The 20,732-nt window shown below is 55.6% G+C and carries 23 protein-coding genes; 9 read left to right on the top strand and 14 right to left on the bottom strand.

Translation table 11 applies throughout. The features are described 5' to 3' along the window. Window positions 1–30: 30 nt before the first annotated feature. The 10 genes from FHR99_RS03730 to FHR99_RS03685 form a co-directional block, all read right to left on the bottom strand. A complete protein-coding gene (locus FHR99_RS03730; RefSeq protein WP_183409199.1) occupies window positions 31–513 on the bottom strand; it encodes a Ku70/Ku80 C-terminal arm domain-containing protein in 483 nt (160 codons plus the stop codon). A 172-nt stretch (window positions 514–685) separates the two neighbouring features. Then, on the bottom strand, window positions 686–1,753 hold the full coding sequence (locus tag FHR99_RS03725; RefSeq protein WP_183409198.1) for an ABC transporter substrate-binding protein: 1,068 nt from the start codon (window positions 1,751–1,753) through the stop codon (window positions 686–688). A gap of 5 nt (window positions 1,754–1,758) precedes the next feature. Beyond that, window positions 1,759–2,529 carry an ABC transporter permease gene (locus tag FHR99_RS03720; RefSeq protein WP_183409197.1) on the bottom strand — a complete coding sequence of 257 codons (771 nt, stop codon included), beginning with the start codon at window positions 2,527–2,529 and terminating at the stop codon, window positions 1,759–1,761. Between the two features lie 19 nt (window positions 2,530–2,548). Continuing rightward, window positions 2,549–3,433 (bottom strand): ABC transporter permease, encoded by an 885-nt coding sequence (locus tag FHR99_RS03715; protein WP_183410123.1) that lies wholly within the window; start codon window positions 3,431–3,433, stop codon window positions 2,549–2,551. A 14-nt stretch (window positions 3,434–3,447) separates the two neighbouring features. Next, window positions 3,448–4,539 (bottom strand): polyamine ABC transporter ATP-binding protein, encoded by a 1,092-nt coding sequence (locus FHR99_RS03710; protein ID WP_183409196.1) that lies wholly within the window; start codon window positions 4,537–4,539, stop codon window positions 3,448–3,450. A 167-nt stretch (window positions 4,540–4,706) separates the two neighbouring features. Continuing rightward, complete coding sequence (locus FHR99_RS03705) at window positions 4,707–6,698, bottom strand: SDR family oxidoreductase (RefSeq protein WP_183409195.1); 1,992 nt, start codon at window positions 6,696–6,698, stop codon at window positions 4,707–4,709. Window positions 6,699–6,787: 89 nt separating this feature from the next. Continuing rightward, complete coding sequence (locus FHR99_RS03700; protein WP_183409194.1) at window positions 6,788–8,179, bottom strand: wax ester/triacylglycerol synthase family O-acyltransferase; 1,392 nt, start codon at window positions 8,177–8,179, stop codon at window positions 6,788–6,790. Window positions 8,180–8,350: 171 nt separating this feature from the next. Continuing rightward, the gene (locus tag FHR99_RS03695; protein WP_343067364.1) at window positions 8,351–9,118 is read right to left on the bottom strand and encodes a TrmH family RNA methyltransferase; all 768 of its coding nucleotides are present in this window, start codon (window positions 9,116–9,118) and stop codon (window positions 8,351–8,353) included. Continuing rightward, window positions 9,115–10,185 carry an AraC family transcriptional regulator gene (locus tag FHR99_RS03690; protein WP_183409192.1) on the bottom strand — a complete coding sequence of 357 codons (1,071 nt, stop codon included), beginning with the start codon at window positions 10,183–10,185 and terminating at the stop codon, window positions 9,115–9,117. The genes FHR99_RS03695 and FHR99_RS03690 overlap by 4 nt, the downstream gene beginning before the upstream one ends. Window positions 10,186–10,193: 8 nt before the next feature. Then, complete coding sequence (locus FHR99_RS03685; protein ID WP_183409191.1) at window positions 10,194–11,108, bottom strand: IclR family transcriptional regulator; 915 nt, start codon at window positions 11,106–11,108, stop codon at window positions 10,194–10,196. A 193-nt stretch (window positions 11,109–11,301) separates the two neighbouring features. Here FHR99_RS03685 and FHR99_RS03680 point away from each other — a divergent pair, with 193 nt between their 5' ends. The 4 genes from FHR99_RS03680 to FHR99_RS03665 all read left to right on the top strand — a co-directional run bounded on the left by FHR99_RS03680 (window position 11,302) and on the right by FHR99_RS03665 (window position 13,950). Next, window positions 11,302–11,511, top strand: coding sequence for a hypothetical protein (locus tag FHR99_RS03680; protein ID WP_183409190.1), 210 nt, complete (start codon window positions 11,302–11,304; stop codon window positions 11,509–11,511). Next, on the top strand, window positions 11,444–12,736 hold the full coding sequence (locus FHR99_RS03675; protein ID WP_183409189.1) for an ammonium transporter: 1,293 nt from the start codon (window positions 11,444–11,446) through the stop codon (window positions 12,734–12,736). Before FHR99_RS03680 ends, FHR99_RS03675 begins: the two co-directional genes overlap by 68 nt. 128 nt (window positions 12,737–12,864) lie before the next feature. Continuing rightward, window positions 12,865–13,704, top strand: a complete 840-nt coding sequence (locus FHR99_RS03670) for an FHA domain-containing protein (protein WP_183409188.1) — start codon at window positions 12,865–12,867, stop codon at window positions 13,702–13,704. A 3-nt stretch (window positions 13,705–13,707) separates the two neighbouring features. Continuing rightward, window positions 13,708–13,950 (top strand): glutaredoxin family protein, encoded by a 243-nt coding sequence (locus FHR99_RS03665; RefSeq protein WP_183409187.1) that lies wholly within the window; start codon window positions 13,708–13,710, stop codon window positions 13,948–13,950. 8 nt (window positions 13,951–13,958) lie between these two features. Here the strand turns inward: FHR99_RS03665 and FHR99_RS03660 are convergent, their stop codons facing one another. Next, on the bottom strand, window positions 13,959–14,393 hold the full coding sequence (locus FHR99_RS03660; RefSeq protein WP_183409186.1) for a universal stress protein: 435 nt from the start codon (window positions 14,391–14,393) through the stop codon (window positions 13,959–13,961). Between the two features lie 82 nt (window positions 14,394–14,475). Here FHR99_RS03660 and FHR99_RS03655 point away from each other — a divergent pair, with 82 nt between their 5' ends. From FHR99_RS03655 to FHR99_RS03635, 5 genes are all read left to right on the top strand, one after another. Beyond that, window positions 14,476–14,967, top strand: a complete 492-nt coding sequence (locus FHR99_RS03655) for a hypothetical protein (RefSeq protein ID WP_183409185.1) — start codon at window positions 14,476–14,478, stop codon at window positions 14,965–14,967. Beyond that, a complete protein-coding gene (locus tag FHR99_RS03650) occupies window positions 14,954–15,184 on the top strand; it encodes a DUF1653 domain-containing protein (protein WP_183409184.1) in 231 nt (76 codons plus the stop codon). The genes FHR99_RS03655 and FHR99_RS03650 overlap by 14 nt, the downstream gene beginning before the upstream one ends. 131 nt (window positions 15,185–15,315) lie before the next feature. Next, the gene (topA, locus tag FHR99_RS03645; protein WP_183409183.1) at window positions 15,316–18,036 is read left to right on the top strand and encodes a type I DNA topoisomerase; all 2,721 of its coding nucleotides are present in this window, start codon (window positions 15,316–15,318) and stop codon (window positions 18,034–18,036) included. Between the two features lies 1 nt (window position 18,037). Then, window positions 18,038–18,514, top strand: a complete 477-nt coding sequence (locus FHR99_RS03640; RefSeq protein ID WP_183409182.1) for a hypothetical protein — start codon at window positions 18,038–18,040, stop codon at window positions 18,512–18,514. Window positions 18,515–18,668: 154 nt separating this feature from the next. Further along, window positions 18,669–18,932, top strand: coding sequence for a hypothetical protein (locus tag FHR99_RS03635; protein WP_183409181.1), 264 nt, complete (start codon window positions 18,669–18,671; stop codon window positions 18,930–18,932). Window positions 18,933–18,951: 19 nt separating this feature from the next. On the opposite strand, the gene FHR99_RS03630 is transcribed toward FHR99_RS03635, so the two are convergent. The 3 genes from FHR99_RS03630 to FHR99_RS03620 all read right to left on the bottom strand — a co-directional run bounded on the left by FHR99_RS03630 (window position 18,952) and on the right by FHR99_RS03620 (window position 20,414). Further along, the gene (locus tag FHR99_RS03630) at window positions 18,952–19,356 is read right to left on the bottom strand and encodes a hypothetical protein (protein WP_183409180.1); all 405 of its coding nucleotides are present in this window, start codon (window positions 19,354–19,356) and stop codon (window positions 18,952–18,954) included. A gap of 2 nt (window positions 19,357–19,358) precedes the next feature. After that, window positions 19,359–19,961: a transcriptional repressor LexA gene (gene lexA / locus FHR99_RS03625; RefSeq protein WP_183409179.1), complete on the bottom strand. Its 603-nt coding sequence runs from the start codon at window positions 19,959–19,961 to the stop codon at window positions 19,359–19,361. Between the two features lie 147 nt (window positions 19,962–20,108). Then, the gene (locus FHR99_RS03620) at window positions 20,109–20,414 is read right to left on the bottom strand and encodes a DUF6763 family protein (RefSeq protein WP_183409178.1); all 306 of its coding nucleotides are present in this window, start codon (window positions 20,412–20,414) and stop codon (window positions 20,109–20,111) included. Window positions 20,415–20,732: the final 318 nt, after the last annotated feature.

The following is a 20,732-nucleotide window of genomic DNA, read 5'->3' as shown; positions in this document are numbered from 1 at the left end:
CTGTCTCCGGGCGGAGACAGCCTGCTGGTTTTACTCGGCTTCTTCAGTGTCCTGCTGATAATCCTGCCAGGCTTCTTTCACCTCGTTAGAGGCTGTGCGCAGTGTATCCATCATGTCCCTATACACTTCAGCAATGGCGTCTTGCTCATCCTGCGTGGCGGCGTCAGCCTTTTGCATGTTGTCGGCCACGCGCTCCTGAAAGTCGTGAGCCGCATCCTGCATCTCGGCTGAAGCCTCATTCATTTTGCGCAGCATGGCGTCGTACATCTGCGCGATCTCGCGTCGTTCATCCGCGGTCGCATCGGCCGCTTTGTCTTGCAAGCAGCTCAAATAGTTTTCGCTTTCCTGAGCGAAGTCTTTTACCTCAGCTTTAGCCTGTTCCATCTGTGACTGTGTGGCGGAATCGCCGTCGGGAACATTCGGCAACTCGGGCGCGTTACATTCGACTGCGAGTGCGGCTGAAGAAAACAGCGTGAAACCGGCAGCGATCAAGAAATGTTGAGTGCGCTTCATGGTGTTTCTCCTTGTTAAGTTGGCTTGAGGAGAAAGTAAATCGACGGCGGGGCGATCTCAAATCGGATGGCGGTAATTTGCCACAGCTATACTGGGTGAAATACGAAAATGCGAAATCGCACACCGGCAGGTGTGCGATATTTACGTTAAGGCTAGAACTAAATGCTTGGAATCAGCGAACTTTGATTTCCGTCCACAGACGACTGGTGAAGCGGCGCTCTTTAGAATTTCTTGCGCTGATGGTTTCCAGGGTTTTGAGCTGTTCTTCGCTGGGGAAAATTGCATTGATGGCGAGAATTTCAGGCTCGATAAGGCGCTTGGCTTCGGCGTTCGGGTTGCCGGTTCCAACGATGTTGGTGAGCTCGGCGGCATTTTCCGGCGCCATCATGAAATTAATAAACTGATGGGCCAGTTCCGGGCTGCGGGCCTTTTTCGGTATCACCATGTTATCCAGAGCCAAGACCGCCCCCTGTTTGGGCAGAACAAAGCCAACGGTAAACGGGCGACCGGCTTCCTGGGCGTCGCTACGTGCCTGAAACATGTCACTGGAGTAGCCGTGGGCAACCCAGATATTACCGACGGTCAGTTCCTTGATATAGCTTGAGGAATTAAACGCGGCCCAGAAAGGTTTGGCTTTGAGAATAACGGCTTGGGCTTCCTTGAGGTGTTGCTCGTTAGTGTCATTCACCGAGTAACCAAGATATTTAAGCGCGGCCGCTATCAGTTCTTCCGAGTCATCCATGACGGTCACCTTGCCTTTGATTTTGGCCAGTATCGTGGGGTCAAAGATCACGCGCCAGTCACTCGGATCAATGCCCAATTCCTGCAGCTTGTTTTCGTTGTAGCCAATAAGGGTTGTGGTGAATGCATAAGGCAGGCTGTACTGATTGCCTGGATCGTAGCTGCGATTCATAAAGCCCGGGCCCATGTTTTTTACATTTCCCAGTTTGCTTTTATCCAGCGGCATCAGAAAGCCTTGCTTGATCAGTGCTTCAACCGCGTTCTGGGTGGGAATGACCACATCATAATCACCGCCGCCGGCGAGCAGTTTGGCCATCATTTCTTCTGTGGAAGAAAAATAGTCCTGCACAACCTTGCAGTCACATTGCTGCTCGAACCGGGCAACGGTTTCGTCTGCAATATAGTCGTTCCAGTTAAACAGGTTTAGCGTTTTCTGGGCCTGCGCAGGTGAGACCAGCGCGGTCAGACTCAAAACCACAGCGGTGACAAGTTTCTTCATGGCTTTCAGCTCCGAAGGGATTGCGGTGAAAAACGCGACAGGGCGGTAATCAATATCAGCGTCAGCAACATCAGCAGGGTTGATACCGCGTTAACTTCCGGAGTGACAGCAATCTTGACCATGGAGTAAATCTCCAGCGGCAAGGTAGAGCTGCCGACGCCGGCAGTGAAAAAGGTCACGACAAAGTCATCAATCGACAGCGTGAACGCCATCATCATGCCCGCCACGATCCCAGGCATCAGCAGGGGCAGGGTAATCAGGCGAAAACTCTGCCATTGGCTTGCGCCGAGATCGCGGGCGGCCTCCAGCAAACTGTCGTCCATGCCGGCCATCCGGGACTGTACCGCCATGGCGACAAAGCCAATACAGAAGGTGACGTGCGCCAGAATGATCGACATCATGCCAAGGCTGATATTCATCAGCATAAAGGTTAGCAGCAGGCTGACACCGATCAGGATGTCGGGCATGGCGACCGGGCCGAGCACCAGTGCCGTCAGCCATTTCTGGCGAAAACGGTGCAGGGCAACGCCAGCCAGTGTGCCGAGAACGCCAGCGGCAATAGCGGCACAGCTTGCAATAATCAACGAATTGGCGGCGGCCTGCAGCATGGCATCATTCTCGATCAGCTGGCGATACCATTTCATGGTAAAGCCGACCCACTCCGCATTGAGGCGCGAATCGTTAAACGAAAAGATCGCTACCACAATCAGCGGAATGTAGAGGAAGGCGTAAACGCCGACGGCAGCGCTGGTAACCAAGGGGTTGCGACGCCTCATGCCCAAATCTCCTGCGCCATCATGTGAGGGCTCCCGGAGTGCGCCCAAGGCGACCGGCGAGAACTACCAGTACCAGGGTAATACCGGTCAGTACCAACGACAGCACACTGCCGAAGGGCCAGTCGCGGCTTTCCACAAATTGTTGCTTGATCACATTACCGATCATGATGCCGTTGGTGCCGCCTAACAAGTCGGGTATGGCGAAAATGCCCAGCGTTGGAATAAACACCAGCACGGCGCCGGCGTATAGGCCGGGCAGGCTAAGCGGCCAGGTAACCTTCCAGAAGCGCTGGGCGCGGGTTGCACCAAGGTCCTGTGCCGCGTCGAGCAAGGCCGGATCGTGTTTTTCCAGATTGGCGTACAGCGGTAGCACCATGAAGGGCAGGTGGACGTAGACCAGGCAGGTGATAACTGCCACGCTGCTAAACATCAGATTGACGGGTTCCAGACCGAGTAAGCCGGTGATGTGATTGAGGCCTTCGGTCAGCGCGCCCTGCGGACTGAAGATAATCATCCAGGCATAGATGCGCACCAGAAAATTACTCCAGAACGGCAGGATGACCATCAAGATCAGCAAATCGCGATGCTTTTTCGGGCTGGCGGCAATGGTCAGCGCCAGCGGGTAGGCGAGTAAAGCGCAGATAGCCGTTGTCAGAACGGCAAACAGCAGGGATTTGAGTAGCAGCTGCAGGTAGAGCGTGGTTTCAAACAGGCGCGCCCAGTTCTCCAGTGTCAGGTCGAAGGTTATCGCGCCGTCTTCCACGTAATACCAAGGAGCCAGACCACCGTAGTCGCCGGGGAAGCGAAATGAGGCCAGCAGCATCAGCAGGCCGGGTACCGCAAAAAACAGAAAGAGGTATACGGCCGGCGGCAGGGTCAGCAGGGCCTTGGCACCGTTTTTCATCGTGAGCTTCACGGTCAGCGAACCAGATGGCCGGCGTCACGCGGCCAGCAGATTTCGACGGCATCGCCGGTATCGAGCAGGCGAGCGCGCCCCGGAGCGCTGTTGGCGAGCAGGGCTTCGATCAGTACCGGATGGCCATCGCGCTTAACCTCGATGATATAAACCGTTACATCACCCAGATACAGCATGTCGTGAACGGTTCCTGGAAAGTGGACTTCGTCGCTTTCGGGCGCAACACTTTTCGCCAGACGAATCTTTTCCGGGCGCAAAGTCAGTGCGCAATCATCGCCGACATTGAACGGGATGTTCGGATTGCTTTGCACGGCGAGTTCACCGAGACCATCGATTGTGATTCGGGTAGTTGCCCCGTCACAGCTTACGACCTTACCATCCAGCAGATTGCACTGGCCGATGAAGTCCGCGACAAAGCGGTTTTTCGGACTGCTGTACAGCAGGGATGGCTCGTCGATCTGGCTGACCTCACCCTTGTTCATGACCGCAATGCGATGGGACAGGGCCAGCGCCTCGCCCTGATCGTGAGTCACGTAAACGAAGGTAATGCCGACTTCCTTCTGCAGGTTGATCAATTCAATCTGCATTTGTTCGCGTAGCTTTGCGTCGAGTGCCGATAGCGGCTCATCGAGCAAGAGAAGGCGAGGGCGATTGACCAGTGCGCGGGCAATAGCAATGCGCTGGCGTTGACCGCCGGACAATTCTTCCGGGAAATGTTTGGCCTTGTCGGGCAGGCGCACGTCCTCAAGGACATCGGCAACGCGGCGCTCAATCTCGGCCTTGCCGACGCCACTCATGCGCAGCGGAAAAGCGATATTGTCAGCTACCGTCATATGCGGGAACAGGGCGTAGCTCTGAAAGACGGTGTGCACCGGCCGCTTTTCCGGCGGCAGGGCCAGCAGGGATTTGCCATCGAGGAGGATGTCGCCACTATCCGGTGTGTCAAAACCCGCAATGGAACGCAGCAGGGTGGTTTTGCCGCAGCCCGAAGGCCCCAACAAGGTAAAGAACTCCCCTGCCTGTACCTGAAGGCTGACCTCGTTCAGTGCCTGAAAGTCGCCGAACCGGCGTGATACGTTAACGATTTCCAACACGCCTGGCAGACTCTCCTGTGGCCAAAACCGGGGGGTGGTAAAAACGGCGCTAATGTCGGGCTAAGTGTGCCCGGCGTCAATACCCTTGGCAAAATATTTTTGCGGGCTTAGTCGAAAGGTTTCTAGTCGGTAAGGAGGGAATGGCCGCCCGAGGGCGGCCAAGAGGGTCAGACGTGAATGCCCTTGAGGACGGCGGCCAGTGCCACCTGCTCTGAGGAGGGCTCGGTTTTGGAACCTTCGGTATCGCTGCCCTGGGCCGCAGCAGAGTCCGGGAAGGTTTTGAAAACCATATTCATAATGATCTCGGTCGCCTTCGGCATGATGGCGTTGAGCACCTGCATGGTAATGCCCAGTGGCGTGGCGATACGCTTGGGTCGTTTCACAATGGCCTCGCCGATCATGTTGGCGGCTTCTTCCGGTGTCAGGGTCGGCACGGCTTGATAGATCGAGGTCGGGCCGATCATCGGGGTGCGTACCAAGGGCATATTGATCGTGGTGAAGGCAATATTGCGATCCGAAAATTCCGCCGCCGCGCTGCGAGAGAAGGCATCCAGTGCAGATTTGGAGGCCGCGTAGGCCGAGAATCGGGGCGAGGTGCCAACGATAACGGCGATCGATGAAATATTGATGACGTGCCCCTGGCGACGCTCCAGCATGGAGGGCGCAAAGCCCATCACCAGACGGATGGCACCAAAGTAGTTGAGCTGCATGGTGCGCTCGAAGTCATGGAATCGATCGAAGGTCAGTTCCAGTGAGCGGCGGATCGAGCGGCCGGCGTTGTTAATCAACACATCCACGTGGCCGTGATTTTTGAGGACGGTTTCCACCAGCTTGTCGCAGGATTCCATGTCGGAGACGTCGCAGGGATAGGCGAATGAGGTGCCCCCCATTTCTTTAATCTCTTTCTGGGTTTCTTCCAGTTTTTCGATGCTGCGGGCAACCAGTACAACCTGAGCGCCGGCTTCGGCCAGCTGCAGGGCGGCGGCTTTACCGATACCGGAAGAGGCGCCAGTAATAACCACAACCTTGCCGGCAACGTTCCCCTTGAGGGTGCGGTCCTTAAACAGATCTGGATCGAGTTTACGCTCCCAGTAATCCCAGATCGCTGGCGCGTAGCTTTCCAGTGAGGGCACGCTTATACCACTGCCTTTCAGCGCGCGCTCAGTCTCGCGGGTATCGTAGCGAGTTTGCATGTTGGCAAATTTGAGGGCATCGGCAGGAATGCCGAAGTCACCCAAGACCGCCTGAATAATGCGCTTGATGGGGGGTAAGTTGCCGAGCATGGAGCGGATGCCTTCCGGGATAAAGGCAAACATGCGGGTGTCGATGCGCAGGGCCATGCGCGGTGCGTGACCAGCTTCGGCAAAAATATTGAGCACTTCGCCCACCCGTTTTGAGTTCGGGTCGGTCAGGTGGAAGCAGGTATTGTCGAGCTTGGGTTTGTGAGAGATGTAGTCGATGGCATCGGCAACATAATCTACCGGCACAATGTTCATTTGGCCGCCTTCAACCCCGATCAGAGAAACCCAGGGTGGCAGCATGCGACGGAATTTCTGGAGTACCTTGAAGAAGTAATAAGGTCCATCAATCTTGTCCATTTCACCGGTCTGAGAATGACCGACTACCATTGACGGGCGATACACGCGCCAGGGAATGGAGCACTCCTTGCGAACAATGCCTTCACTCACATGTTTGGTGCGGAAGTAGGGGTGAGAGAGTCCTTCGGCTTCCTCGAACATGTCTTCGCGGAAGGTGCCGCGGTACATGCCGGCGGCTGCGATTGAACTGGCCAGATGGAAGCATTTGGCCTGCATTTGTTCTGCACAGGCTACTGCATTGCGGGTGCCTTCAACATTGGCAACTTCCTGACTGGCGGCATCGGCTTTCAGATCGTAGATGGCGCCGAGGTGATAAAAGTGATCGATGTTGCCGGTGAGGGCTTTCATGTCCTTGGGTGAAACCCCCAGACGCTTTTTCGAAAGATCGCCGTTAACCGCAACAATTTTGTCTTTGTCCACACCACACTGTTCGATCAGTGTTTGTATTTTATGGCGGGAGCTTTTTCGAACTAACACATAGATAGTGCCGTCACGCTTGCAGAGGTTTTGGATCAGAAAGCGGCCAATGAATCCGGTTCCGCCTGTCACGAAGTAGTTCATGCCTTGCTCCTCAATAATACGAATTATCAGTTTTTCTAGGTGTTGTTTTCGATAAGGGACTTAGTGTTCGTGTTGTCTAGATTCCGTTGTTATGCGTTAGTGAGGTCGACTGCTTGCTCAAGCTCGATAAAAGCATCGTGGATGTATCCGCCCAATTTGTCCAGATTGGGTAGGGCATGGGAAGCAACCAGACCGAAATGCAGATGTTTATCGTAACTGTACAGCGTGATGTTCATATGATTGCCCGGAGTCAATGCGCTCACCGGATAGCTCTCTTCGAGCCGTGCTCCCGCCATATACAGCGTATTGCGCGGCCCCGGCACGTTAGATACTAGAGTGTTGCCAAGCGGCGGCAGTACATCACTCAGTTTTAACAGTTCTGCCAGCTGGGCGAATACGCCGAGTGTCAGGGTGTAGGCAATAACCGACGAGGGTGCAACACCGTCCACCTGATAGCGCACATTACGCAGGGTGAAGCCGATTTCGCGCAGGCGCTCGTACGGGTCGTTAGTCTTGCGCGCCAGATCGACCAGCACAATCCCGATGCGGTTGCCGCCCTCAGCTTCACCCTCGGCGCGCAGGTTGACCGGCATTTGAATCGTGATGGGTTCTTCCAGATCGGTGCCGCATTCCTCAAGGTAGCGATGCAGCGCACCGTCGATACAGCTCAGGGCTACGTGATTCAGTGTGGAGCGAGTGATCTTGCGCAGGCGATTAACCCGTTCCATCGGCACCGTTGCGGTGGACACTTGCCGACCGGCCGATACCTGCCCCGTCAGTACGGTTTTATGACTTAGTTTAAAGGGGACCGCGACGGCGTTTTTAGTGAGATTGACCTGCTCCAGCACCAATTGAGTGCTGAGTTTGGACAAGCCAGCGATCATCTTTAGCTGATCTCGCGACTTGCTGAACAGCGTGCGAACGATGCTGGTGACGGAAGGGCGTTCCCGGTCGCGATGTTCGCGATCGCTCGGCACTGACCAGACAGGGGTTAACTTTTTGGGACGCGCCGATTCCGACAGGCTGCGAATGGTCCATCGCGTAATAGTGACCCCGTCGGCATAGGCGTGATGCAGGCGTGAGTAAACCGCAAAGCGGTCACCGTCCATGCCGTCCAGCAAATAAAATTCCCACATGGGCCTGCTGCGATCCATCTTTGGCGTGTGCAGCTCACCGGCGAGGCGGTTCAGTACACGGCGGTTGCCGGGGGCCGGCAGCTCCCGGTAGAAAATATGATCGTGCAGTGAGAAGTTTTCGGCGAGGCGCCATTCCGGTCGCCCCAATTTAGGAAAATGAATGACCTGATTAAAGGGAGGTTTGACTTGGTCGGCGGTATTCAGCAGTTCGGCGTGCAGATTTTTGACGAAATCTGGCCCCTCGTTTTTGGGCTTGCGGAAAATCATCAGGCCGCCCACATGTTTTGGGCTGGCCTCGGTTTCGGTTAAAAAAAATGCCAGGTCCATCATGGACAGCTTGCTCATACTACCCCCGGTTTTTCTGTATCGATAACGACTTACGGCGGACTTCCTTTAGCGAGAGTCTAGAGTGCCTGTTCCTTATTCTCCAAATCAATGAACTTATAAACATTATTATCTGAGTTAATATGCCTTTGCATCTCAACCAGTATAGACCGAGTCTGGCGAGCTTTCAGGTCAGTGCTTGAACGCGATCAAGGCGGCGGTCACTGCTACATTAAGCGATTCCACACCGTTATGCATAGGGATGGCCAGACTGACATCACTTAGCTGACTGACTTTTCTGGAAACGCCCTCGGTTTCATTGCCAAGCACGTAGACGGTCGGTCCTTCGGGTTGCCATTCCAGCAGTGAGTGACTGGCGTGAGAAGACAGTGTTGCCACGCGACAACCTCGCGCCTTCAGCGTCGATAGCGTATCCGGCAGTTCCTGGCAGTGGTAGATCGGCGCTTTGAACAGTGTGCCGGCGCTTGCCTTAATTACCAGAGGGCCCAGGCTGGCACAGCCCGTTTTTGGCAGTAACAGTCCGGTTATGCCACTAGCGGCTATGCTGCGAACAATCATTCCCAGGTTCTGGGGGTTGGTAATGCGATCCAGTGCCAGTAGCCGGCAGTCGCCAGGTAGAGGTTCGGAGAGAGTCTTAATATCGCGATAGCCCGGTAGCTGCAAATCCAACGCCACGCCCTGATCCTGCTTGCCGTTGCGAGATATCCGCGCCAGCGCTTCGCGGCTGTGAAACTGGGTTTCGATGTTGCGTTTATCTGCCAGCGCCTGGATATCGCGAATAATTCCGTCTTTGCGGTTGCTGTCTGCGAGATGAAGGCGATAGGCGGGGAGGTTTTCGTCCTGCAAAGCTTCAAGTACCGGTTTGCGTCCATAGACGGTGAGCATCTGCTCGTAAAACTGTTTGCGGGCCCGGTATTGCTCGGAATCCTGTTGCGTCACGTTTGGCTGTCCAGTTGGCGGCGGTACTGACCCGGAGACTGGCCAGTCCATTTCTTAAATGAGCGATGAAACGCGCTGCTGTCCTGAAAGCCCATCAGCAGGGCGATGGTATTGATCTTGAGTTCGCGCCGTTTCATATAGGCCAGTGCGGTTTCCTTGCGAAATTCATCCTTCAGTGTCTGGTAGCTCGTGCCTTCTTTCTGAAGGTGGCGGTGCAGGGTGCGTACTGACATGTTCAAGTGTTCGGCAATGCGTTGGGCCGAGGGCACTTCGCTGCCGGGGTGGCGGGCGAAGATGGCTTTGACCTTCTCCTGCCAAGCGTCATTGTCATGGGGATCGCTGCGGCTGATCAAGGGGTAGGGGGCGGATCGCAGAAAACTCTGCAGAGTGCTTTCTGTCTGAACCAGAGGGATATCCAGTAGATTGATCGGTAGAACCAGGGCGTAATCGTCCATGTCGGTACGTACGCTGGCACCAAACAGCGTTTCATACTCCTGACACAGGCGTTCGTCCGTGCTGACAAAGTGCACCTCCAGCGGCGTCAATGGGTGGCCGGTAAACCAGCTGAACAGGCGCCACATCATATAGAGGGTAGAGGCCTTCGAGGCGTGACCGTCATTGGCCTCTTCGCTATTCGGGGGGTTAAATCTAATCAGACAGCGGCCACTCTCATGATCTTCTGTCAGCGGGATGCGGCGATTGCCGGCACTGCGGAACTGATCGCAGTAATCCAGAAACTCCGCGTTGCGAATGATCCCCTGCCGCAGGGTTTTACAGCCGAGAATGAACAGGCACATCATTCGAAAGGTGCCGGGTGGGGCCCGATTGGGCGTCATCATACCAAAGGCTTCGTCCTGAAGCAGGATCATGAGGTGGCGGTAGAGGCGGCTGTATACCCGAGTTGGGACGTTGTCGATGTCGACGGGACTGGCGTTGAGCAGGTTGTAGTCTTCGAGCCCCAGGTCTGACAGTACGTCTGTTACCTGATAACCGTGGTTCGCCACGACCCGCAGCAGGGAGCGGAAAGCCTTGACCGGCATGGTGTCGCGGTTTTCTGCGCTTGCCATTGCTGGGCTCAGGTCTGCGTTCGGTTGTAGGCACGGGCCGCAGCGAGTCGGGCTCTTTCGGCGGCCGCTTTAAGCTGTTCGGCAATCTCCAGTATTTCCTTGCCACTGAGATCGCGATTAATGGAGCCGGTCGAGAACATCAATTCGGGCAGTTGATCATAACCGAATACCGGGACGGTAATGTTGCACACGGGGTAGCGGCTGCCGGGATCGATTCGGTCCAGGTGGTAGTGGGATTGCAGCAGGGCTTTTTGGTATTTACTCGTGACCTGCTCAAGCGTTTCGATATCCCAGGTGCCTCGCAGTTGGGTGAGGTCATCAAACAGAGTCTCTTCGGCTTCGGTTTTCAGGGTGACCTCAAAACCTCGTGCGCGAATGGCGATGACCGAGATGCGCAGTTGCTGGTCAAGCTTGTCGTCAAGCGCTTCCCCCAGTTGCTGCTCGCCAGTCTGCAGCCATTGTTCGAGCTGCCGTGCGGGTGACCAGGCAATGAAGCTGGCGCCGAGTGGCGCCATGAAGGGCAGGCGCATACCCAGCTGATAGGGCGATTGGGCGGGATTGGAATGACCGTAGTGAGCGAGTAGTACCAGATTGCGACCGCTGCGGCCGGCGGCGCCACAGCCCATATTCAGTCGCTGGGCAAGACTCTCCAGCTCGGGGCGGGCGTATTCCAGCACCGGAAACAGGGCAAACGCAGCATTCCCTGCCGCCACAATATTGGGCCCTAGGCGATAGGCTTTGCTGCGCGGATCCTGAACCAGAAAACCGTAGTGGGCCATGGTGGTGAGTATGGCGTGGCAGGTGGCTTTGTTCAGGCCCAGTTTGCGGGTGATGTCAGTCAAGCCAAACGCATCCTGTGGATTGGCGGTTAGCAGATCGAGGATGGCCAGTGCGCGAGCTGTGGGTTTAGAAAATAACGCCATAAGTTGTGCTTACCTCTGTCGGGATAAAAATTTAAACCACGCTGCACAGTGGTACAAATGAATTTGCTGTAATTGAGTTTGGGGCTTTATTACACCCACTTGCACTTAAATGGCACGCTTATTGCTCCAGTCTGGCGCATAGCACCGATCAGATGGTCGATTATTGGGCGATATTCCTCGCTGATGCCTGCGGATGTCTGATATTCGTGAGGAAATGCTGAAAGCAGTCTATCCTCAATTCGGTGCGGTGGCGCGAACCACAATGGTGCGTAGTGCACTGATGTGGGGATTTAATGAATTTCAGCACTGTTATGGTGCGAAATCTGGGGAGATTTATGAAAACACTCAAACACTGGGGGCTGGCGGCTGCTGGCCTGATGTTGACGACCGCGGCAGCGGCTGACGAGTTGAATGGAGCCAATACCGGCTGGATTTTGACGTCGACTGCGCTGGTACTTTTTATGACCCTGCCGGGGCTGGCACTGTTTTACGGTGGCTTGGTGCGCAGCAAGAACGTGCTAAGCGTGCTAATGCAGTGTTTCACCATCGCCTGCGTGGCGTCGGTACTGTGGTTTGTTGTGGGTTACAGCATTGCCTTTACTGAGGGTAATGCCTTCATGGGTAGCCTGAGTGCGAGGGCCTTTTTGGTCGGGGTGGGCGAAGACACGCTTTCAGGCGACATCCCCGAAACCCTTTTCGTCATGTTCCAGATGACCTTCGCGATCATTACGCCGGCGCTGATTGTCGGTGGTTTCGCTGAGCGGATGCGCTTTTCTGCCGTGGTGTTGTTCTCCGCACTGTGGCTGCTGGTTGTCTACGCGCCGGTGACACACTGGGTGTGGGGCGGAGGCTGGCTCGCGGAAATGGGCCTGCTGGATTTTGCCGGCGGCACCGTGGTGCACGTTACTGCCGGCGTGGCGGCACTGGTGGCAGCGCTTGTGCTGGGTAATCGCAATGGTTTTCCGACTACGGCTATGCCTCCCCATAACCTGACCATGACCATGACCGGTGCTGGCATGCTGTGGGTCGGTTGGTTTGGTTTTAACGCAGGTAGTGCCTTGGCGGCCAATGGCGATGCGGCGATGGCTATGCTGGTTACGCATCTGTCTGCTGCGGCGGGCGCCTTCACCTGGTTAACCATTGAATGGATTCGCTTCGGCAAGCCCAGTGCGCTGGGCGCGGTAACCGGTATGGTGGCTGGTTTGGGTACCATTACACCGGCTTCTGGCTTTGTTGGCCCTGCCGGTGCGTTGGTGATTGGTATCAGCGCGGGTGTGATCTGTTTCTACGCGACCATGACGATCAAGCAGGTTTTGAAGATTGACGACTCGCTGGACGTATTTCCGGTGCACGGTGTCGGCGGTATTCTGGGTACCTTTATGGCGGGTATCTTTGCCAGTGATCAGCTCGGTCTGTTCAGTGGCCAAGGCTACGCCGAGGGCATGACCATGTCTTCACAGGTTGGCGTGCAGTTGATCGGCATCGGCGCTACCTTTGTATACACCGCAATCGTCACCTTTGTTCTGTTGAAAGTGGTGCAGTTGATCTGCGGTTTGCGGGTTAGCCCGGAAGAGGAAACCGAGGGGCTGGACATCGTCGGCCACAACGAATCCGGTTACGATATCTAACTCGCCATCGACCTCTGAAACGCCCGGCACTTGCCGGGCGTTTTTATTTTGGGGGTGAGATTGCGTGGTATACTTGCGCGAAATTTGCATAATCAACGTGCCAGGTTGATGGCAGTCGGGGAATAGAAATGGGCGCGAAATTTCTGCTGGTTTCCGTCGATAACGGCGATGAGTTCACGCTAAATGATGGAGGCAGTTACACCATAGGTCGTAATCCTGATTGCGATCTGGTGGTCACTGAAGGCTATCCATCACGTCAACACGCACGTATTTCGGTGAAAGACGGTCAGATCACCCTAGAAGACCTCGGCTCAACCAACGGCACCTTCGTCAATAAACGCCAGATTGACATGCCGATTCAGGTAAAGCCCGGTGATGTGATCAAATTCGATTCTGCGGCTTACCACCTTGTGTCACCGGAAAGCGGCAGCTCGACATTGGTGATGCGCAACCTCGGCAGTACCAGTCAGATACCAGCATCTTCTTCCATTGTTATCGAAGACGGTGAGCAGGATATCGGTTCCGAAACGGCCTTCCATCAGGCCTTCCCTTTGCCCGCGGATTGGGCTGAGGCCGGCGAAAACAGTCAGGCTTTTGGTGGTGGTTCATTTTCCAAGGAAGAGATCGACAAGTTGCTGGAGAGCTGTCTGCCAAAAGACAGAAAGGTCAATGCGGCGCTGGTGATTACCAGTGGCAACCATAAATCCCGGGTGGTGGGCTTGATCGCCAAGGGTGACTCACAGCGCTGGACCATTGGGCGCAGTGAGAAATGCCAGTTTCCGTTGACGGATTCCAGTGTCAGTAGCGAGCACGCGGTGCTGCAATATTTGGCGGGAAGCTGGGAATTGGCAGATACTAATTCAACCAATGGCATCAAGATCAACGGCCGGCGGGAGATGAAAGGGCGATTGCGCGACGGTGACAAGCTGTCACTCGGTCAGGTCAACATGGTCTTTCGGTTGCTCTAATTCGTGACGGAATTGATTTTATACAGCACATCGGCCTGCCATCTTTGCGAGATGGCGGAGGAATTGCTGGACGAGGCGCGCTCACAGGGCGCTCCCATCCAGTTCGAAAAAGTCGATATTGTCGACGACGATGCCTTGATGGAACGTTACGGGGTGCGCATCCCGGTGCTCAGACGTCGCTCTGACAACGCGGAATTGGGGTGGCCCTTCGACGCCGTGACCTTGCATCGCTGGCTGCAGGGCTGACGCTCGTCTTACTCGCCGACCCTCACTGCCAGTACATCGCAGTGGGCGCCGTGAAGGACGCCGTTGGCGGTCGAGCCCAGAATCAGGGCCAGCCCCTGACGTCCATGTGAGCCGACAACAATGAGGTCGGCGCTGATGTCTTCCGCCAGCTGGTGAATTTGACTCTCCGGGCGGCCTATCATTAAATGCAGGCGCTCAGGGGCTATTTGATAGCGCCGACCGAACTGCTCCAGCTGTTTCTCAGCCTGCTCTTGCAGCTGATCCTGCACACCCGAGAAATCCATTGGTATGTCGCCGCCATAGGCGAGGCTGAGGGGTTCTATCACGTGAACAAGATGCAGGGCAGCCTGATTGCGTGCAGCAATATCATTGGCGCGATTGACTACCGCTGCAGACTCTTCGGACAGATCAATAGCCGTCACAACGCACTGGTAGTTTTGCATGAGAGTTTACCCTCCGCAGGTTCTTTGCGTTCAATCATTAAGATACAGAATAGCCCTTACGTCCAGTGTTTAGGAGGCAATTTTGACCTGGCTTATAGCGTTTTTCGTGGTAGCGTTTGTGGTTGCGCCAGTAATCTGGGTGATGCCAACACCGGCCCAGCGTCGGCAGGCACGAATTCGTCAACACGCCCACACACTTGGACTTTCAATCAATATTGTCGAACTGCCTCAGTCACGGCGTGCCCAAGTGCGAAAAGAGGGTGCCCAGCTGGGTGTGCGCTATTGTCTGCCCATCAAGCGAGAGAAGAATGTGTACCGCCCGCAGTGGTTGTTGTGGCGAGTGCCGCCAGAGGGGGAAGACGATGTGCCCCCTCATTGTCCGAAGGCGGTAAGTGCGCAAGCAGACGCCTTGCGGGCGCGCATGGCCGAGGATGTGGTGGCCTTGGAGTCCGGACCTGAAGGTTATGCTGTGTTTTGGCGCGAGCGCGGTGAGGAAGAGGCTGTAGACCGGGTTGCGGCCTTGCTGGAGGATGTAAGACAACTGGCAGGAGGAGAACGACTTGTCCGCAAATGAGGTCAAAAATGGTCGCTACCGGCACTATAAAGGTGGTGAGTATCAGGTGCTGGGTGTGGCTCGGCACAGTGAAACGGAAGAGTTGGTGGTGGTCTATCGCCCCCTCTACGGAGAGCGAGGGCTTTGGGTGCGGCCGCTGACGATGTTTACTGAAACCGTGAACCACGAGGGTCGTGAGCAACCGCGATTTGCGCTTGTCGCCGCCGACCCGATATGAGATTGTGCGCTCGTCCCCCAAATTCAGCAACTTAGGGGGTGTGTGCTTGACCCTTTGCAGGCGACCCCTTATATATGTCGCCTCGTTCAGCGCGGTGCACGTCATCGCAACGTCAATGTCAGAAGGAAATTATGGCCAAATCGCTGGTAATCGTGGAGTCACCCGCGAAAGCAAAAACCATCAACAAGTATCTGGGCCCGGATTACATCGTAAAGTCCAGTGTTGGTCATATCCGGGATCTGCCCACCAGCGGCAGCGGTTCCAAGCAGGTCGACCCCAAGGCCCGCGCCAAGGCGGCCGCCAAAACCCGCAAGATGTCGCCGGAAGAGAAGGCTGAACACAAACGCAAGAAGGCCCGCGAGCAGCTCATCAACCGCATGGGCGTGGACCCGGACAATGGTTGGGACGCGCGCTACGAAATTCTTCCCGGTAAGGAAAAAGTGGTCGCCGAGCTGAAAAAGCTGGCCAGCGACGCGGACTACGTGTATCTGGCAACGGATTTGGACCGCGAGGGAGAAGCCATCGCCTGGCACTTGCGGGAAGCGATTGCCGGTGATGAGAGCCGTTATCGTCGCGTGGTCTTCAATGAAATCACCAAAAAAGCGATTACCGAGGCCTTTTCCAAACCGTCCAACCTCGACCTGAACCGCGTTAATGCCCAGCAAGCACGGCGCTTCCTCGACCGCGTGGTGGGCTACATGGTCTCGCCACTGCTTTGGTCAAAAGTCGCCCGTGGTCTGTCAGCCGGGCGAGTGCAGTCGGTTGCCGTGCGCCTGATCGTCGAGCGCGAGCGCGAGATTCGCGCCTTTATCCCCGAGGAATTTTGGCAGGTTCACACCGACCTGAAACACGCCAAGGGCGACCTGCGGCTTGAAGTTAAAAAACAGGCGGGCAACAACTTCCGCCCCAGCAATGAAGCCCAGACCATGGCGGCGGTCGAATCGCTGCGCGGGTCTAATTACAAGGTCAGTGAGCGCGAGGATAAACCCACCAGCTCGCGGCCATCGGCTCCCTTTATTACCTCGACTCTGCAGCAGGCAGCCAGCACCCGCATGGGTTTTGGTGTCAAAAAGACCATGATGTTGGCCCAGCGGCTCTATGAGGCGGGCTACATCACTTATATGCGTACCGACTCGACCAACCTGAGTGCCGACGCGGTGAACCAGTGTCGCGACTATATCGAAGGGGAATACGGCAAACGCTATCTACCGGAGCAGCCCAATCGCTATAGCAGCAAGGAAGGGGCGCAGGAGGCGCACGAGGCGATTCGTCCTTCCGATGTCACCTTGTTGCCCACCCAGCTGCGCGGCATGGAGCGCGATGCTGAGCGGCTTTATACCCTGATCTGGCGTCAGTTTGTCGCCTGTCAAATGACCCCGGCCGAGTTTACCAGCACCAGCGTTACCGTTGCGGCAGGTGACTTCGAACTTAAGACCCGTGGCCGTGTGATGCGCTTTGACGGTTACCTTCGGGTACAACCTCAGGCGGGCAAGAAAGACGAAGACGCCGAGCTGCCGGATGTGAAAGTGGGTGATGAACTGGATTTGATCAAGATCGATCCGACTCAGCATTTCACCAAGCCACCGCCGCGTTATACCGAGGCCTCGCTGGTCAAAGAGCTGGAAAAACGCGGGATCGGTCGGCCATCGACCTACGCGGCGATTATTTCGACCATCCAGGATCGCGGCTATGTGCGGGTTGAAAACCGCCGCTTTTATGCCGAGAAAATGGGCGATATCGTGACCGATCGACTGGTGGAAAGCTTTAGCGATCTGCTGGATTACAGCTTCACCGCGAAGATGGAAGAGTCGCTGGATGAGGTGGCGGAATCCAAAAAAGACTGGCGCGAGCTGCTCAACGAATTTTACAGCGATTTTTCCAAGCGTCTGGAACAGGCCGAAGCTGACGATGCGGGCATGCGTGCCAACCAGCCCTCGGAAACTGATATTGAATGCCCCGCCTGTGGCCGCAATATGCAGATTCGCACGGCAAGCACCGGCGTATTTCTCGGTTGTTCTGGCTACGCCCTGCCGCCGAAAGAGCGCTGCAAGCAAACCATTAATCTCATTCCCGGCGATGAAGTCGTGCGGGCTGATGCCGATGATGAAGAAGAATCGCGCCTGCTGATCAATCGCCATCGCTGCCCCAAGTGCAATACCGCGATGGACAGCTACCTGATCGATGAATCCCGCAAGCTGCATGTGTGTGGTAACAACCCCGACTGCAGTGGCTTTGAAGTAGAGCAGGGGCAGTTCAAGATCAAGGGTTATGACGGCCCGGTAATCGAATGCGATAAATGTGGATCGGATATGCAGCTGAAGACTGGGCGCTTCGGTAAATACTTCGGTTGTACCTCTGACGACTGCAAGAACACCCGCAAGCTGCTGCGCAGCGGGGAGCCGGCGCCACCGAAAATGGATCCGGTGCCGATGCCCGAGTTGGCCTGTGAAAAGGTGGACGATTACTACGTTTTGCGCGATGGCGCGGCGGGACTGTTTCTCGCTGCCAAGGGCTTCCCGAAAAACCGCGAAACTCGTGCCCCCTTGCTGGCGGAAATCCTGCCGCACAAAGAGGCCATCGACAGTAAATACAGCTATCTGTTTTCCGCGCCAGTCGCCGACGATGCCGGTCGCCCGTCGGTGATCCGTTTTAGTCGCAAGGCGCAGGAGCACTACGTTCAGACGGAAGAAGACGGCAAGCCCACCGGTTGGGCCGCTTACTACCGTGATGGCAAGTGGCAGGTAGAGCAGAAGAAGTCGGCGAAAAAGAAAGCGCCAGCCAAGAAGAAGGCTACTGCCAAGAAAAAAGCGCCGGCGAAAAAGAAAGCGCCCGCGAAGGCCAAGGGAGACTGACGTGGCGGCCAGCGTTCGTGCCCACGCCAATCTTCAGCTTTTCCTGGCGCGCAAGTGCATAGAGCGGCTAGAGCAGCCCGCAGATCCGTTTTGGGGGGAGCACGCTGAGACCGTCGATCGGGATCATGCGGTTTTTCACCTGCAGCTGGCCTATCGCGGCCACTTGGCGGATCTTTGCGAGCAGCGTCAGCGAACACTTCGCCCGGTAACGGCAGCGCAGGCAGTTGCCATGCTTCAGGGTGAGCCTATACCGGAAATTGCCGAGCTGGCAGAAAAGGAAGAGCTGCAGGATTGGCTGAAAGCGCTGGTGTCGGAAAACTTTCTTCCAGGTGTGGAAACCGCTTCACTTGTAAACAATAGCGATTTGATTCCCGTGTCCAGTCCCAATGCGCTGTCGGGAGCTCGTGCACTGTCTCAGATTGCCGATGAATTGGCGTCTCTATTTGCCCGGCATCGGGATACTCAGCAAGAATACTGATCGGCAAGTGTACTGACGCCCAGAATAGGGTTGCCGGGAATCTTGCGTCTTTCTTTAGCCTTTCTTTGCCCTTCCTTGGCCCCGGCAGTTCGGGTTGTTACAATCGAACTTATCAGAGGCGACATTTGCCGCTTCAGTCATACAAGGTGTCAGTGTGTTTTCATACCTCGAACTCGTGGAACTCCCCAACGGCGATATCGTCTTGCAGCGCTCTGACGATGACAGCGAGCCACTGGTGGTGATCAGCTTCTCCGAGGAATCCCGTCAATTTATGGCTGTGCCTCCTCTAGAGGTGGCGCGTGCCATGATTCAGGCGGGTATCCAAGTGGCTTCAGAGTCGCCCGAGATTGCCATCGAGGAAGAGCTGGAAGGCGAAGAGATGCTGGATTCAACGGTTGCTAGCAAAACCGTTCACTAATCGCCTTTGAAAGCCGGGCTCAGCCTTCGAGATAGATGATCAGGCATTCTGCCTGACCTTTACGAGCCGCCCATTCTAGTTGGGCATAAGCGCTTTCGTTCAGCGGGCGTCGAGCCATCATGACGACCGTGTGGCTCTTGCCACCCTGCAGAGCGCGCAATGTCAGTCCCATTGTGTCATCGGCTGTGCGAGACAGTACCTGGAGCAGGTGGTGTCCGCTCTTGCGCACGCTGTCACTCAAAAAACTTTTCACGGACATATCGCCAATCCAGCACACCCAGCGATTATCGTTAGTGTCGTTAAGTTCGCGCAGGATACCGCTCAATAGCAGCTGTCGGGACAGCTGGTTGCTGGCTGGAATATGTAGTTCAGCAATACGGCTGTGATCGTCGCTGGGGGCGAGCAGGTGTTGTTGTGCCATCATCTTCAGTGTCTCCGCAGAATGCCAACGCTCAGACCTTCAATCGCGAAATCCTGTTCGCGCAGGTCCACTTCGATCGGAGCGTAATCCTTATTCTCCGGTAGCAGCAGTATCTGATGCTTGCTCTTGGTCGGTTGAAACCGTTTGACGGTGACTTCGTCGTCGATTCGGGCGACCACAATATCACCTTTATTTGCGATTTGAGTGCGGTGAACGGCGAGCAGGTCGTCTTCGTAAATGCCGATTTCTATCATGCTGTCACCGCGAACCCGGAGGAAATAATCGGCACGCGGCGAAAAGGTTGAGCCGGGCATATCGCAGTAATCCTCAATATGCTCTTCCGCGAGTATCGGGTTGCCTGCGGCAACTCGGCCGACAATGGGGATACCATTGCTGGCGGCGGGCAGTCGAATGCCGCGGGAGGCTCCGGCAATCATTTCGATAGCGCCTTTGCGGGCGAGGGCCTTGAGATGTTCCTCTGCAGCATTGGGAGAGCGGAAGCCCAGCTCGCGTGCAATATCTGCGCGGGTCGGCGGATAGCCGGTCTCTTCTATGTACTGCTTGATCAGGCTAAGAACGTCCTGTTGCCTGGCGGTCAGTGTGCTCATATCGATAACCTGTCTGAATATACAGTATGCTGTTAGTATATACAGTAAGGTTGTCTCTGCAAGGCTTTTTTTAAAGAAACTTTGAGTACGCGATAGGCGGATATATAGATAGAGGGCGCGACCGGGAGATCGCGCGGGAAGGGTCGATCAGAAATCGTCGATCAGACCATTGATTGTATCGGGTTCGATTTCCAGCGGGTTGGACCAGTCGTCGCCGTTATAGTCGCTGGGATCGCGATAGTCGTCGTCGGATAGCTCAAAGGGGTTGCGCCAATCCTCCGGCTCTTCAACGGGTTCCAGTACCAGTTCGTCCCAGCTCTCCATGTCGAACTCGCAGAGCGCGCCGTCCAGCAGTTGGGTTTCAATCGCGTCGTCGATCGCGACAACTTCAAAGATCGAACCGAGTTGAAGGTCTTTGTACCAGCTCCCCACCTGGGGTGTGACATTATTCATTGGATACTCCTCAAAGTGGCGTGGTGTCACCTGTAAAGTATCACTCGCGTGTTTGCTGTCCAGCACCGGAATTGCACAAAAAATTCATGCCATCTGGCCTACGCAATAACCCGTACTGCGCGTAAAATCACTGGTTTTTCATTCGTTTAAATTTTATTCGAGAGTAGAAGCCTGCTGCGCAAGGGCTTTTTTTATTCGGAGTTTGCATAACGGATGGGGCTGTCCTAAAAAAATATTCTAGGACAAAATGCCATGCTGTGATGCGGGCACTTTTTGCAAGCGACTAAAACGCTGTGTCGCGCTGATTCCGGGGACCAA

The sequence above is a fragment of the Litorivivens lipolytica genome (assembly GCF_014191715.1).
Lineage (GTDB): Bacteria > Pseudomonadota > Gammaproteobacteria > Pseudomonadales > Spongiibacteraceae > Litorivivens > Litorivivens lipolytica.
Note: the sequence above shows the minus strand (reverse complement) of the source record. Positions and strands in the feature narration are given on the sequence as shown.

Coding starts and splice junctions, on each gene's coding strand:
- FHR99_RS03730 (WP_183409199.1), bottom strand. CDS start 513: ATGAAGCGCACTCAACATTTCTTGATCGCTGCCGGTTTCACGCTGTTT.
- FHR99_RS03725 (WP_183409198.1), bottom strand. CDS start 1,753: ATGAAGAAACTTGTCACCGCTGTGGTTTTGAGTCTGACCGCGCTGGTC.
- FHR99_RS03720 (WP_183409197.1), bottom strand. CDS start 2,529: ATGAGGCGTCGCAACCCCTTGGTTACCAGCGCTGCCGTCGGCGTTTAC.
- FHR99_RS03715 (WP_183410123.1), bottom strand. CDS start 3,433: ATGAAAAACGGTGCCAAGGCCCTGCTGACCCTGCCGCCGGCCGTATAC.
- FHR99_RS03705 (WP_183409195.1), bottom strand. CDS start 6,698: ATGAACTACTTCGTGACAGGCGGAACCGGATTCATTGGCCGCTTTCTG.
- FHR99_RS03700 (WP_183409194.1), bottom strand. CDS start 8,179: ATGAGCAAGCTGTCCATGATGGACCTGGCATTTTTTTTAACCGAAACC.
- FHR99_RS03690 (WP_183409192.1), bottom strand. CDS start 10,185: ATGGCAAGCGCAGAAAACCGCGACACCATGCCGGTCAAGGCTTTCCGC.
- FHR99_RS03685 (WP_183409191.1), bottom strand. CDS start 11,108: ATGGCGTTATTTTCTAAACCCACAGCTCGCGCACTGGCCATCCTCGAT.
- FHR99_RS03680 (WP_183409190.1), top strand. CDS start 11,302: ATGTCTGATATTCGTGAGGAAATGCTGAAAGCAGTCTATCCTCAATTC.
- FHR99_RS03675 (WP_183409189.1), top strand. CDS start 11,444: ATGAAAACACTCAAACACTGGGGGCTGGCGGCTGCTGGCCTGATGTTG.
- FHR99_RS03670 (WP_183409188.1), top strand. CDS start 12,865: ATGGGCGCGAAATTTCTGCTGGTTTCCGTCGATAACGGCGATGAGTTC.
- FHR99_RS03660 (WP_183409186.1), bottom strand. CDS start 14,393: ATGCAAAACTACCAGTGCGTTGTGACGGCTATTGATCTGTCCGAAGAG.
- topA (WP_183409183.1), top strand. CDS start 15,316: ATGGCCAAATCGCTGGTAATCGTGGAGTCACCCGCGAAAGCAAAAACC.
- FHR99_RS03630 (WP_183409180.1), bottom strand. CDS start 19,356: ATGATGGCACAACAACACCTGCTCGCCCCCAGCGACGATCACAGCCGT.
- lexA (WP_183409179.1), bottom strand. CDS start 19,961: ATGAGCACACTGACCGCCAGGCAACAGGACGTTCTTAGCCTGATCAAG.
- FHR99_RS03620 (WP_183409178.1), bottom strand. CDS start 20,414: ATGAATAATGTCACACCCCAGGTGGGGAGCTGGTACAAAGACCTTCAA.